The organism is Rufibacter soli (assembly GCF_054781795.1).
In genome coordinates this window covers 180897-193716 of sequence record NZ_BAAGTS010000003.1, presented here as the reverse complement: position 1 = coordinate 193716, position 12820 = coordinate 180897, and the positions used below count along the sequence as shown (strand labels likewise).

Annotated in this window: 10 protein-coding genes; 5 read left to right on the top strand and 5 right to left on the bottom strand. The window is 52.9% G+C overall.

Annotation, left to right across the window (positions count from 1 at the left end):
- Positions 1–40 precede the first annotated feature (40 nt).
- The 3 genes from ACYVJQ_RS14210 to ACYVJQ_RS14200 all read left to right on the top strand — a co-directional run bounded on the left by ACYVJQ_RS14210 (position 41) and on the right by ACYVJQ_RS14200 (position 1827).
- On the top strand, positions 41–367 hold the full coding sequence (locus ACYVJQ_RS14210; RefSeq protein ID WP_460893767.1) for a DciA family protein: 327 nt from the start codon (positions 41–43) through the stop codon (positions 365–367).
- Positions 368–451: 84 nt separating this feature from the next.
- Complete coding sequence (locus ACYVJQ_RS14205; protein ID WP_460893766.1) at positions 452–1165, top strand: DUF1003 domain-containing protein; 714 nt, start codon at positions 452–454, stop codon at positions 1163–1165.
- A gap of 86 nt (positions 1166–1251) precedes the next feature.
- Entirely contained in the window at positions 1252–1827 is a 576-nt protein-coding gene (locus tag ACYVJQ_RS14200; RefSeq protein ID WP_460893765.1) for an acyl-CoA thioesterase, read from the top strand.
- Positions 1828–1944: 117 nt separating this feature from the next.
- On the opposite strand, the gene ACYVJQ_RS14195 is transcribed toward ACYVJQ_RS14200, so the two are convergent.
- From ACYVJQ_RS14195 to ACYVJQ_RS14175, 5 genes are all read right to left on the bottom strand, one after another.
- Entirely contained in the window at positions 1945–2637 is a 693-nt protein-coding gene (locus tag ACYVJQ_RS14195; RefSeq protein ID WP_460893764.1) for an ABC transporter ATP-binding protein, read from the bottom strand.
- 81 nt (positions 2638–2718) lie between these two features.
- Entirely contained in the window at positions 2719–4206 is a 1488-nt protein-coding gene (locus ACYVJQ_RS14190; protein WP_460893763.1) for a DUF5687 family protein, read from the bottom strand.
- A gap of 251 nt (positions 4207–4457) precedes the next feature.
- Positions 4458–5093, bottom strand: coding sequence for a hypothetical protein (locus ACYVJQ_RS14185; RefSeq protein ID WP_460893762.1), 636 nt, complete (start codon positions 5091–5093; stop codon positions 4458–4460).
- Entirely contained in the window at positions 5080–5598 is a 519-nt protein-coding gene (locus ACYVJQ_RS14180; RefSeq protein WP_460893761.1) for an RNA polymerase sigma factor, read from the bottom strand. The genes ACYVJQ_RS14185 and ACYVJQ_RS14180 overlap by 14 nt, the downstream gene beginning before the upstream one ends.
- Positions 5599–6769: 1171 nt before the next feature.
- Entirely contained in the window at positions 6770–8194 is a 1425-nt protein-coding gene (locus ACYVJQ_RS14175; protein ID WP_460893760.1) for a Glu/Leu/Phe/Val family dehydrogenase, read from the bottom strand.
- 229 nt (positions 8195–8423) lie between these two features.
- Here ACYVJQ_RS14175 and ACYVJQ_RS14170 point away from each other — a divergent pair, with 229 nt between their 5' ends.
- Complete coding sequence (locus tag ACYVJQ_RS14170) at positions 8424–9797, top strand: M20/M25/M40 family metallo-hydrolase (RefSeq protein ID WP_460893759.1); 1374 nt, start codon at positions 8424–8426, stop codon at positions 9795–9797.
- 572 nt (positions 9798–10369) lie between these two features.
- Positions 10370–12688: a patatin-like phospholipase family protein gene (locus tag ACYVJQ_RS14165; RefSeq protein ID WP_460893758.1), complete on the top strand. Its 2319-nt coding sequence runs from the start codon at positions 10370–10372 to the stop codon at positions 12686–12688.
- The last annotated feature ends 132 nt before the right edge of the window (positions 12689–12820 follow it).

Here is a 12820-nt window from a genome sequence, read left to right as displayed (position 1 = left end):
GTACCTTAGCACCACGATACCACCCAAAATAAAACTATTTATGTCCCTGCGTCCGCTTAACCCCAGAACCCCGTTTATGCGCAAAGCCGATACTATCTCTATCAAGGACAGTATTGAGGCCATGCTCAAGGCGTACAAACTCAACGGGAAGCTGAGCGAGATGCAACTGGTTAGTTCCTGGGAGAAAATCATGGGCAAGGCTATCTCCATGAAAACCCAGGAGGTGTTTGTGCGCAACCGCAAACTCTACGTGCGCCTCACCTCGGCCCCGCTCAAGCACGAGCTCAACATGGCCAAAGCAAAAGTCATGGCCCTGATCAACGCCGAGGTAGGCGAACAGGTCATTGATGACGTGGTCTTCCTGTAAAAACCCCTTTTTTAGTACCCGTGAAGGTTAGTTCGTTTAGAGCCGTTTTGCGTAAAACAGGCTAGAAACCGGGCTAACCTCTTTATGTCTAAAAACCTTCCGCTTTCTGGAGTTTGCCAGCTCACGGGTAAGAAACTTCCCCTGGATCAACTCATGCCCGCCAGCGCGGTGCGGGAGCCCCTGGTAAAGCTTATCCTACGCGATCACCCCACCTGGGACCCCGCCGGCTACATCTCAGTGCAGGAGTTGAAAAAGTACCGTACGGCCTTTGTGGAAGACGTGTTGGAAGAGGAGTTTGGGCAATTAACCGAGCTGGAGAAAGAGGTAGTATCCAGTATTAGCCAGAACGAACTGCTCTCCAAAAACCTGGAAACCGAATATACTGAGCAGCTTTCTTTGGGGGAACGCCTGGCAGATAAGATTGCCTCCTTCGGCGGAAGCTGGCGCTTCATTCTTCTCTTCCTATTTTTCCTGGCCTTCTGGATGACAGTGAACGTGGTGGCGTTCTTCGGGCAGCCCTTTGACCCTTACCCCTTCATTCTGCTTAACCTTATCCTTTCTTCCATTGCCGCCCTGCAGGCCCCGGTGATCATGATGAGCCAGAACCGCCAGGAAGAAAAAGACCGCCTGCGCGCCGAGCATGACTACCAGATCAACCTCAAAGCCGAACTGGAGATACGGCAACTCCACGAGAAAATGGACCACCTGCTTATGCAGCAGGGCCACCGCCTATTCCAAATACAGCAGATACAGATGGAGTTGCTCAATGAGATTAACGAGCGGCTGCAGAAAAAATAACCTTCCGGCATCAACTGGCCTGAAAGCCTTGCATTGGCGAAGTTTCCGTTTTTAGCCTACTTTTAGAAAAACAGCATTAAAACGGCATGCATTTACCAATTCCAGAACCAGAGCTTTACCGGCCAGTCTCCCATTCCCGCACCACCCTCACCGAACTCATGATCCCCAGCTATGCTAACTTTGGGGGCAAAATACACGGGGGCATCTTACTTTCACTCATGGACAAAGTGGCCTACGCCTGTGCCGCCAAGCATGCCGGCAACTACTGCGTAACCGTTACGGTAGACGGGGTGAATTTTCTTCAGCCCGTAGAGGTGGGCGAATTGGTCAGCCTCATGGCCTCCATTAATTACGTTGGGAATACCTCGTTGCTGGTAGGCATAAAAGTGATTGCCGAGAACGTGAAATCTGGCACCGTCAAGCACACCAATACCTCTTACTTTACCATGGTGGCCAAAGGCGAAGACGATAAACCCACTAAAGTGCCCGGCCTGCTCCTAGAAACCCCCGAAGACGCCCGCCGCTTTATTGAGGCCCTGCAACGCAAAGAGATAAAAGCCCGCTCAGAACAGGAGTTCAAAGAAATTAAGACCAGCCTGGAGCTTCGGCAGCACGTATCAGCTTTGGTAGGGCAGCGTTGCCAGCTGGCGTTTGAGCTATAAACTGTTTCGGGCCTGTTTTTCTAAAAACAGGCCCGAAACGGAATTTGTATACCTAAAATCTATAAGTGGATAACACTAAAGGACTGCCCATTTTTCCACAGGTTCATTCGTGGAAAACTAGACCGTAAAGTAGCTTTCCAGCTGCTGGAGAGTGGTTTCGTCTGTTTTCATGTCTTCCACTACCTGCCCTTTCTCCAGAAGCACAATGCGGTCACAGACTTCAATCACGTGGCTGAGGTCATGGCTGGAGATAAATAGGGTCATGCCTTGGCGCTTGAGGTCTTTGAGCAGGTTTTTAAGCCGTATCTGTGAGCTAGGATCCAGGTTGGCGAAGGGTTCATCCAGAATCAACAGCTCAGGGTCAGACATGACGGCCGCGGCCACGCCTACCTTTTTCTGGTTGCCCTTAGAGAAATCCCTGATGTACTTGCGCTGACCCAGAATCTCGCCGTTGAAGAAATCATGGAACCGCTCCAGAAACGCCTGGATGTCGCCGGGCGTGAGGCCGTTCAGTTTGCCAATGAAGTTGAAGTATTCCTCGGGGGTAAGGTAGTCAATCAGGAAGCCTTCGTCCAGGTGAGAGCCGGTGTACTGTTTCCAGTCTTCGGTGGCGCGCACGTTCTCGCCTTTGCTGAACACCTCGCCTTTGGTGGGCCTAATCAAATCCAGGATCATCCGGAAGAAAGTGGTTTTGCCGGCCCCGTTGTTGCCAACCAGCCCCACGGTTTCGCCGGGCTGCACCGTCAAGGCTGCAATGTTTACCACCGTTACGCCATTGTAGTTCTTTTGGAGGTCGCGTACTTCTATCATATCGGTTTTTGTTAGACACCAGAGGCTGGTGCGGTTTCTTTTGTTGTCTCTACCCTATTCTCGTTTCTTCTGCCGCACAGGCTATACCTGCCTGAAGCCGGCCGCAATGGTGTATTTCTCCCGCTGGAACCGTCTTACCACTATGCCCAGCAACTGCTTATGGAACAGGAACCCTAAAAGCCCCACTACCCCCAAGGCAGCTATTCCCCACCATGGGTTGCCCAGCAAGGAGAAGACGAAGTTGATAAGGATAGGAACCAGAAGCGCTGGCAGCATCATGATAAACTGCGAGGCCCCAACGCCCTGCCAGTTGAAAGAAGCCGCCTTGCTCAGGTCAATGCGTTTCTTGTTGTAAGTGCTCAGGTACAGCACCACAAAGGTGTTGATGCCAATGTTGTACAGGTAGCAGGCCGTATTGATTAACATGATCTTGCCCCCTACATTGGGCATTAAGCCATACAGAAGCGTAACCAGGTAAGCCACCGTGCAGGCGGGCACAAACAACCAGAACTTGCCCAGGTAGAAGGTGTAGGGGCTCAGGCGTTTGGTAAGCAGGGCATCAAAATGGGCGCTCTGCCATCCCGGCACAAACTGGCCGTAACTTAGCATCAGGAATCCGGTCATGAAGATGCCCGGGAAGATGAGCATGGCAAACCCGTCTGTATACATTTTATTGGTGTAGAAAATGAGCCCGTACGCCATGAAAAGAACAGACATGAGGGTGGTAGACTTCGGTCGTTTGTGGCGCATGATCAATTTCAGCTCCAGGCCAATCAGAGAACCCAGTTCGCCAAACCGCTGCAGGAACCCAATCTCAGAAGAATCGCCTACTTTAGAGGCCTTTCTAATGCGCATTTCCTCTGGGTAGGTGTGCGCCACCAGAAACTTGTAATTGAGCAGATACACGCCCACCAGTGCCACTAGCGGCACCAACACCCACATGGGTTGAGTACCTAAAGCCGTAAAGAAAGCGCCAGAGGCGGCCCCCAGGGAAATATACCCCAGGTAATTAATGCCGGCTAGGGCCACTACGGCCAGCAGGAAACCAGCCGTCACCAAGGGCTTCTCTACCAATTGGCGCTTGAAATACAGCGTTAAGAAGTTGTTGACCAGCGTGAGCAGGAAAAGCCCCGCCACCCAGCTCCAGGCCCCGCCCAGGCCGTACACCTCGGGCAGCATTTTCAGGGCGAAGGGAATAAACAGCAACAACGGCAGGAAATTGAACAGGCTGGTAATGGATTTCCAGAGCACAAAATGCACCAGTTTGCTCTTGCCCACCGGTAGGTGCAGGTAGGGCTGAATGCCCAATACCGGCAGCTCCTGCATGAAGAACCTAAGCGCTAAGTCAATAAGAAAATAATACAGGAGCGCCCTGTTCACCAATGCCACCGGGTCCTCATCGGGCCAGCCGGCCTCCAGAATCCTGTCCAGGAAAAGGCTGAGCAGCACCACATAGGAGAGCAACAGCAGCATGAAAAACCCCAGTACCAGGTTAATGGCCAGGTTCTTCTGCCACACCGATGACCGGGTGGATTCTTTCCATTGGTGCGAGAGCAGTAATCTGATCATAGAGCGCGGGTTACATGATTCACTTCTACCAGATTAGTCAGCAGCCCCAAATTTTTATTACAGCCTCGGCACCATTTTATTTCAGGCGTGCCCTTAGTCATCTGGTTTTTACACTGGAAAGCCTGTAAAAAAAACGTCCTTCTCCCTGGCTAGGAAAAAGGACCTTGGTGTTTTAGGCCTGTTTTTGCAAAAATGGCCCCAAAACGCACTTGGCGCCAGAGCAGGTATTCCCACAGATTGTTTCTTTGCAGTTAAGCGGCGGCCTCCAGGTTCTCCAGTTCGCCGTAGGCTTGCTGCAAGGCCATTAGGTGATCCCCGAACATTTTCCTGATGTACCATTTCAGGAAGAAGTAGCCCAGCACTGCCCCAATCAGAAACCCGATGCCTAGCCGTAGCCCCATCAGGTCCCAGGGAATATGGGAGATATTGATGCCTTTGGCCAGTTTCAAGTACGCCAGCTGCCCGGCGGCTAACCCCAGGGGCGCCAGCAGCATGTTGGTCCAGAAGTAGAGCCGGGTGAGGCCGGTAAGCATTTCAATGAGGTTTTTAAGGGTGGCCCTGAGGTTGGCGGTAGTCACATTCAGTTGCCGTACATACGCCAAACGCGCCCAGAAATACCCCAGAAACGGCAAACACACCACCACTACCACTATACAGAGTATTCTAAAGGCCACATCGCCGGAGGTAAAGAGGGCCCCGGCCCCAAACAGAAGAATGGTCAATACCTGCACGCCCAGCTCAAAATAAATATTCTGCTTCAGTTTGGTCAAAGAGTTCTCGGTACGGGCCTTTAAAAGCACCGCAATCTGGTTTTCCGTGACCTGGTACGCAGCGGCCGTTTGGGCGGCATACGTTTGCCATACGTCCTTGAGGTTATCTAATTTCATTATACACCGGCGTTAACAACTTCTCTAGTTTGGCTTTTATTCTATTCAGCTTCACTCCCACATTAGACTTGGTGATGCCAATAATCTCCGCCATCTCATCATAGGTCTTATCCTCTAAGTACAGCATGACAATGGCTTTCTCTACCTGAGAGAGCTGGTCAATGGCGGCATAGAGGTACTTTATTTTCAATTCATACTCGGCAGAGGTATCTGGCGCGGCCGGAATCTGCAGGTCTGTCTCAGACAAGGACCCGTGGTGCGGCCGGCGGCTTTCCTTCCGGAAGCTGGAGACGGCCGTGTTCAGGGCTACCCGGTACATCCAGGTGCTAACTTTAGACTCGTGCTTAAACGTAGGGTAGGACTTCCAAAGTTGCAGGACAATTTCCTGGAAGAGGTCTTTCCGCTCCTCGGGATCACGGCAGTACATGCTGCACACCTTATGAATCAGGGCCTGATCCTGGGCAATGAGCTTAATGAATTCTGCGCGAAGGGCCGGGTTCTCCACCGTTTTCTGATAGGTTTGAACTATTAGTAGCCGAAGCCACCGGTAAATTACAGTTTCCAGCGGAAAACCCCATGGGGCAGGTGGGGGATTGGTGGAGGGAAGCAGTTAATCTGCTAGAGTTCGTTATTACCTTACCCCTTTTAAAGGAGGACTGTAAAGTAAGCAAAAGTATAAGGATCCATATGTGTGCTCTCATTTGCCGCCGTTGTTGGTGTTCTCACCAACGACCAAGGATGCTTTTCGTTTAGCTACATAGCTTTCACTTCTTGTCTCTCCTTTTTTAAGCCGTTACTTTCTATTTCTTTCTACCAAGCCTCCAGGCTGAAGTGGCGGTCTGCCCGCGTCTGTCACTTTTCTCCTTGATGAGAAAAGTAACCAAAAGAATCAAGAAGCCCCGAACTCGCTGCCGCTCAGACAGGCGGGGCTTCACCTTGGTACCACCACGTAAAAGCCTTCTGTTCCATAGGGAACTTACGCCGTTACTCCCTGTTCCGCCGCTGCTTGCCCCTGCCCATGCTTCGGGCTACGCGGTGGCGGCCCTCCGCAAGGTCCGGGGCAGGTAGGCCTATTGCTGCTTGATTGGTTGCTAGGCCTTTATCGCCCTCAGGGCGGGGTTTTGGAAATGTAGGGGCAGGGCTTGACCTGTCCGCTGCGGTTCAGGCGGTAACCAAGTTTGATTTCTAGCTATCTCTTCAAACCACGGTGTTTTGGGCCTGTTTCTCCAAAAACGTGCCCCAAACGCCAAAGTAACCTAAACCTACGTCTTTCCGTTTCCAGCCTTTCGTCTGAGCGCCTAGCACTCGACCTGGTGCCGCGGACGCGGCAGGCCCTAAAGGGCCAGGCGAGAGGGTACAGCGCGAGGGCGGAAGGCGGGGCCTCGTGGCCGTGAGCGCTCGGAGAGAAGAGATGAAACAACACAGCCCATGAAGCTATAGACAAGCCCACAAGCCAAGGGTTAACCGGAATGGGTTATTGGAAAAAGTGAGGCTGCCAATGGAGAGGCTAATTAAGTTGTCAGACAGAGCACCACCAACGGCATAGAAATAGATACACTATCAACCCTAAGGCTTACGCACAATAAAATACATCAAAAACGAAAGCACCTTCTCCCCATAAAAAAAGCCTTACCAGCCACAGCTGGAAAGGCTTTCCTATTTCTACTTTTCTTCCCTTACGGAAAGATACCCAATGACTGGTAGCTCACGCCAATCTTCTCAATGGCGGCGTAGAAACCGGCGGTGCGCAAGTCAGTGATGCCTTTGATCTGGTGGGTGACTTCCCGCATTTCCTGGTAGGCGGTGATCATGGTGTCTTCCAGGCCAGAGTAAACCAAGTCTCGTTCGTCGGCGCCGTGAATAATCAATAGCTTTTCCTCGGCGCTTAGGCTTTTGCCGGTGGTTTTCTCTATGGTGTTGACCAGGCGTTTCAGGCTGGCTTCCTCGGCGCGTTTGCCCATCCGCCCGAAGCGCACGTTAGAGAGGTTCTTGAGCCACTCAAAGTAGGAAACCGTTACCCCGCCGGCATTCAGGTACAAGTCAGGGAGAATAATGACGCCGCGGGCGTGCAAGATGCGCTCCGCTTCCTGGGTAACCGGTCCGTTAGCGCCTTCGGCCAAGATTTTGGCTTTGATGCGCTCGGCATTGTCTTTATGGATCACGTTCTCAAGGGCGGCCGGCAGGAGCACGTCACAGTCATACTCCAGCATTTCACTGGAGTTCTGGATAAACGCGCCGCCGGGATGCCCTTCAAAGCTGTTGTTTTCTTTGCGATACTGGAAAATGCTGTCAATGTCCAGTCCGTCTGGGTTGAAGATACCGCCTTCGCGTTCGGCCACGCCAATGATAATGGCACCGTCCTGCTGCAAAAACTTGCCGGCATGGTACCCTACGTTGCCTATCCCCTGGATGATGATGCGCTTGCCGGCCACGCCGCTGGAGAGGTTCAAAGGAGTAAGCACCGCCGCGTCATGCAAGGCTTCGCGCAACCCGAAGAAAATACCCAGACCGGTGGCTTCGGCACGACCCCTGATGCCGCCCTGCCCTACTGGTTTCCCGGTAACGCAGCCCAGCGCGTTGGTCTCGCCAAACTTAAAGGTATGGTACGTATCGGCTATCCAGGCCATTTCCCGGCTGCTGGTCCCGTAATCTGGGGCAGGCACGTCTACGGCCGGACCAATAAGGTTCTTTTTGATAAGTTCTGAGGCAAAGCGGCGGGTCACGCGCTCCAGCGTCTCCACGGACGAGGTTCTGGGATTGATCTTCACACCGCCCTTGGCACCGCCGAAGGGTACGTCTACCACAGCGCATTTAAAGGTCATCAGGCTGGCCAGGGCCACTACCTCATCTTCGTCTACGTGCACGCTAAACCTGATCCCACCCTTGGTGGGCAGTTTGTGTTGGCTGTGCTGGGCGCGTATGCCCTCAAACACCTGCACCTGCCCGTCTACCTCCACCGGAAAGTTTACTTTGTACACACTGTTGCAGATCTTGATCTGCGATAAAATGCCAGGGTGAAGCTTGGAGTGTTGCGCGGCCTGGTCATAATAGTAATGCACGCTGTCCAGGAACTCTCTTCCCGGTGAAATCTTTTGGCTCATAGTTTCTACAGTTGGTGATTACAAGGTACAACGTAGGGAGCCGCCGGTGCGTTGCTTCGGTCTAGAATGTTCCACGGAGAACATTTTACCTTTACCCGTTTTAAGCCTGTTTTCTGAAAAACGGGCTTAAAATGGAACGCCGCCCGCAGGTACCGCCTTTTGGGTTTTACCAGATTATTGCAGAAATTACGGGGTAGTTTAAAGAACCCACCATCCTTTACCGTCTTCCATGACTTCTTTCTTTTCTTTGCCCCGTATAGCGGCCGTGGCCGCAGGTCTGGTTTTCCTGCCGCAGTTTACCCAGGCGCAGGTCCTTGTCAAGCAGGACCCCACCATCAAAACCCTCACCGAACAGGTGTCTGCCCAGGAATTGGAGCGGTTGGTGCGCGGCCTGGTCAGCTTTGAGACCCGCCACTCGCTTAGCTCCGTCAAAGACAAAAAGAAAGGCATTGGCGCCGCCCGTAACTGGGCCGAGGCCGAGCTGCAGAAAGCCGCCACCACCTCGGGTGGGCGCATGACCGTCACCCAGGACAAATACCTGGTGAAAGCAGACGGCCGCCGCGTGAAAGAAGACGTGGAGTTCGCCAACGTGATGGCCACCCTCAAAGGCACCGACCCCAATGATGACCGCGTGTTCATAGTAAGCGGTCACATTGATTCGCGCAACACAGACGTGATGGACGCCGTGGGCAAAGCGCCCGGCGCCAATGATGACGGCTCTGGAACCGCGGCCGTAATTGAACTGGCCCGCGTTATGGCCAAGCAAGCTTTTCCGGCCACTATCATCTTTGTGTGCGTGCAGGGCGAGGAACAGGGTTTGATAGGGGCCCGTCATTTAGCCGAGCGCGCCAAGAAAGAGAACTGGAACCTGGTGGCCATGCTCAACAATGACATGATTGGCAATTCGCTCTCAGATGAGACCGGCCTGAAAGACAACACCCGCGTGCGCATTTTCTCTGAAGGCGTGCCCGCCCTGGAAACCCCAGAGATGACCGCCCTGCGCAAAAGCATAGGCGGCGAGAATGACAGCCGTAGCCGCCAGTTGGCCCGCTACATGAAAGAGATGACCACCCGCTACGTACCGCAACTGGAAGTTGTCCTGAACTACCGCACTGACCGTTTCCTGCGCGGCGGCGACCACACCCCCTTCAGTCAATTGGGTTTCACGGCTATACGCGTTTGTGAGATGAATGAGAACTACCAGTACCAGCACCAGAATGTGCGCACGGAGAAAGGCATTGCCTACGGCGATTTCCCGGAACACGTGGACTTTGAGTATATGCGCAAGAACACCGCCATGAACCTGGCCACCCTAGCCAACCTGGCCCTGGCGCCTTACTCCCCAGAAAACGTGGGCGTAGTAACCAGTAACCTCACCAACAAAACCGAATTGAAATGGGAAGCCCCCGCCAAGGGCCAGAAACCAGCCGGTTACTACATTCTCATGCGCGAGACATCCTCACCTATGTGGGAAAAGAAAATTTATGTGGAAGGCACCACCACTATTCTGCCTTACTCTAAAGACAACTACTTCTTTGCCGTACAGGCCGTAGACGCCCAAGGCCATGAGAGCCTGCCAGTCATGCCGAAGCCGCTACGGTAAATAGCCTCACCCCGCCCCTCTCTACCTGAGAGGGGCTTTTTTTTGCCTATGGTGTTCTGAGGCCGTTTTTAAGAAAACGTGCCTAAAACGCCATTTCCGCGGAGTTACACTGTAATGCTTTTTGTTACGCCGCAGACTTGTCTCTCCTGCCTACCAGCCTCCCATTGCCCACAGGTTCTTACCTAGTGCAAAGCAAAGCCGCCTAATACTTTTGTTTCATTCAACCACGGCCCTGCAGAAAATAACCGCTATTTCGTTTTGAGCACGTTTTCCTAAAAATAGGCTCAAAACAGCTTGGTCAGTTATACAGTTCAGGGTTTTGCTGTTTCGGTTAGTCAAGGATTAGCGTGCTATTTCCTGGCAAGGCCGCAAATAGTGATTTTACGAGCGGTAGCACCAACCTTTTGCGGGTTATACTAGTAAGTGCTCCTAAGCAGCTTTGCCTTTGGCTTTTAGATAGATTCCTGGCACTTTCTCCTTTCTTTAGAAGGCTTACCTCCGCGTTTCACGCTGAAAGAGAACAAACCAAGGCAAGAGGCCTACTTCTTCCAACTTTATATTTCCCGGTTTATATGCATACACTCTTACGTAGCCTAAGGGTATTTTTGATGTTGTTCTTGTTGGTGGCTGGCAGGCAGGCAACCGGGCAAAAGGTGGGTCTGGTCTTAAGCGGGGGCGGTGCCAAGGGGCTGGCGCACGTGGGCGTTTTGAAAGTGCTGGAGCAAAACCATATTCCTATAGACTACATTGTGGGCACCAGCATGGGGTCTGTGGTGGGCGCGCTGTATGCCGCCGGCTACTCGCCCCAGGATATTGAAGACCTGGTGCTGTCGCCTAAGTTCCAGTACTGGGTGTCTGGCCGCCAGCTGGAAGACCATGCCTTCAACTTTTTCAGCTTAGACCCCTCCCCTGCCACGCTGCGCTTACCCGTCTCTTTGAAAAAAAGCATTAAGGTGCAGACCACCAGCGGGCTGGTAAGTGATGTGAACCTCAACTACGCCCTGGCCTCTACCATGGCGGCGGGCGGCGCCATTGCCAACTATGACTTTGACAAGCTGTTTGTGCCTTTCCGGAGCCTTACCGCCGAGATCTTTACCCGCCAGCAGGTGATTCAACGCAATGGATCCCTGGCAGATGCGGTTCGTAATTCCATGGCTGTGCCGCTGGCCTTCAGGCCTATCAGGCAGGCTGATGGCCGCTACCTGTTTGACGGGGGCCTATTCAACAACTTCCCCACAGACGTGATGCGCTCAGAGTTTAAACCCGATATCATTATTGGGGTGAACGTAGGCGATGTTTCCTATAAGAAATACCCTCACGAGAAGGATGATGAGTTGCTGGGCTCCTCCCTAATTTTCCTGAGTTTTGACGTGGCAGATACCCTGGCCGTGGGCAAGAACGGCATCCTCATCCAGCCCGATCTGGAAGGCTTTGGAACTACCGCCTTTGACCGAGCCAAAGAGCTAATTGACATTGGCATTAAATCTACCCAGGAAAAACTGCCCCTGCTGAAACAACGCATTAAACGGGAGGTAGACTCCGTAGACCTACAGCAAAGACGCCAGGCCTTTACCAGCAAGGCCCCTGAGCCCCGCTTTACCAGCGTAAAGATTCAGGGCCTGGAGGAAAACCAACATGACTACGTGCGCAGCTTCTTCCTGAAAAAGGGCGGTCATTACACCATCAATGACATAGAGGAAGGCTATTACCGCCTGGCGGCTAATGACTTTTTTAAGGGTATTTACCCGCGCATAAAATACATTCCGGAGCAGGGCGGCTATGAGTTGAGTCTGGATGCCCGCCAAAGTAATAACGCCACCGCCGAGATAGGGGCCGTTTTCAGTACCCGTCCGGTAGACAACTTGTACGTGGGTCTGGAATACCGCTTCCTGAACCGGGTACTGTACACCATTGGGGCCAACGCCAACATAGGCCGTTTCTACGCAGCTGGTCAGTTTGGTTTTAGGGTGAATATGCCTAGCCCGCTGCCCTTCTATATAGAACCCTCTGTGATGTACAGCTCCCTCAATTACCAGGATGTCAGCGATTTTCTGGACCGGGACGCCACCAGTACCCAGGTGCGCCAGCGCGATTTCAAAGTAGGCATGCAGGCCGGCATCAGTCATAATTTCAGGAGCCGGTTTGTGCTGGAGGGGGCTTGGTTCTCCAATGAAGACGAGTACGCCAACAACATCAACGTTTCCTCAGATGACGTGCTGGATGAAACAGACTTTAGGGGCGTGACCGCTGCCCTGCGCTTTGAGCGGAACTCGCTTAACCGCAAGATGTACTCCACGCGGGGCCACCGGGCAGTGTTGGGGGTACGTGGGGTCACCGGCGAAGAGCTCTATGACCCAGGCACCACTTCCCTTCTCACCCAGGACCGAACGGCCAAGCACCAATGGCTACAGTTCTCGGCTACCTATGAAGGTTTTTACCCTTCTAAAGACGACAAAAGCAGTTGGGGCTATTTTGTGGAAGGCATGTTGAGCACCCAGGGAAGGTTCTCCAATTTCAGGTCTACCTTGAACGTGGCACCGGCCTTTTCTCCGTTGCCAGACTCCCGCACGCTCTTTCTGGATAAATACCGGGCCACCAGATACGCCGCCGTGGGAGGGCGCTTTTCCAGGAAAGTGCTCACCAAGTTTGAGTGGCGCACCGAAGCGTTCATGCACCTGATCCATGCGCCCTATGAAGAAGGCCCCGAACAGCAACCTCTGCGCGCCAATGGCTTTGACCGTCCGCGCCTTACGGCCAGCACCGGTCTTATTTTCCAGCTTCCAATTGGTCCGGCCGCTCTGCACGTGATTCACTATGACAATGACACCAACCGCTGGAATGTGTTTGGCCACGTAGGGTTTCTGTTATTCAGGCCGCGCACCCTGCAATAAGCACGGCTCTGGAGTACCATTATCAGAAAAAGGAGGCTCCCGTTTTAAGCCCGTTTTTCATAAAACAGGCTTAAAACGAGAGTCTCCTTTTGGTATCAGGTTTACAATTTGCCTAGCGTCTGTCAGAACGGT

Bases quoted from the DNA above. Each gene is read 5' to 3' on its own strand.
- ACYVJQ_RS14210 (WP_460893767.1), top strand. From the start codon at position 41: ATGTCCCTGCGTCCGCTTAACCCCAGAACCCCGTTTATGCGCAAAGCC.
- ACYVJQ_RS14185 (WP_460893762.1), bottom strand. From the start codon at position 5,093: ATGAAATTAGATAACCTCAAGGACGTATGGCAAACGTATGCCGCCCAA.
- ACYVJQ_RS14200 (WP_460893765.1), top strand. From the start codon at position 1,252: ATGCATTTACCAATTCCAGAACCAGAGCTTTACCGGCCAGTCTCCCAT.
- ACYVJQ_RS14170 (WP_460893759.1), top strand. From the start codon at position 8,424: ATGACTTCTTTCTTTTCTTTGCCCCGTATAGCGGCCGTGGCCGCAGGT.
- ACYVJQ_RS14165 (WP_460893758.1), top strand. From the start codon at position 10,370: ATGCATACACTCTTACGTAGCCTAAGGGTATTTTTGATGTTGTTCTTG.
- ACYVJQ_RS14190 (WP_460893763.1), bottom strand. From the start codon at position 4,206: ATGATCAGATTACTGCTCTCGCACCAATGGAAAGAATCCACCCGGTCA.
- ACYVJQ_RS14195 (WP_460893764.1), bottom strand. From the start codon at position 2,637: ATGATAGAAGTACGCGACCTCCAAAAGAACTACAATGGCGTAACGGTG.
- ACYVJQ_RS14175 (WP_460893760.1), bottom strand. From the start codon at position 8,194: ATGAGCCAAAAGATTTCACCGGGAAGAGAGTTCCTGGACAGCGTGCAT.
- ACYVJQ_RS14205 (WP_460893766.1), top strand. From the start codon at position 452: ATGTCTAAAAACCTTCCGCTTTCTGGAGTTTGCCAGCTCACGGGTAAG.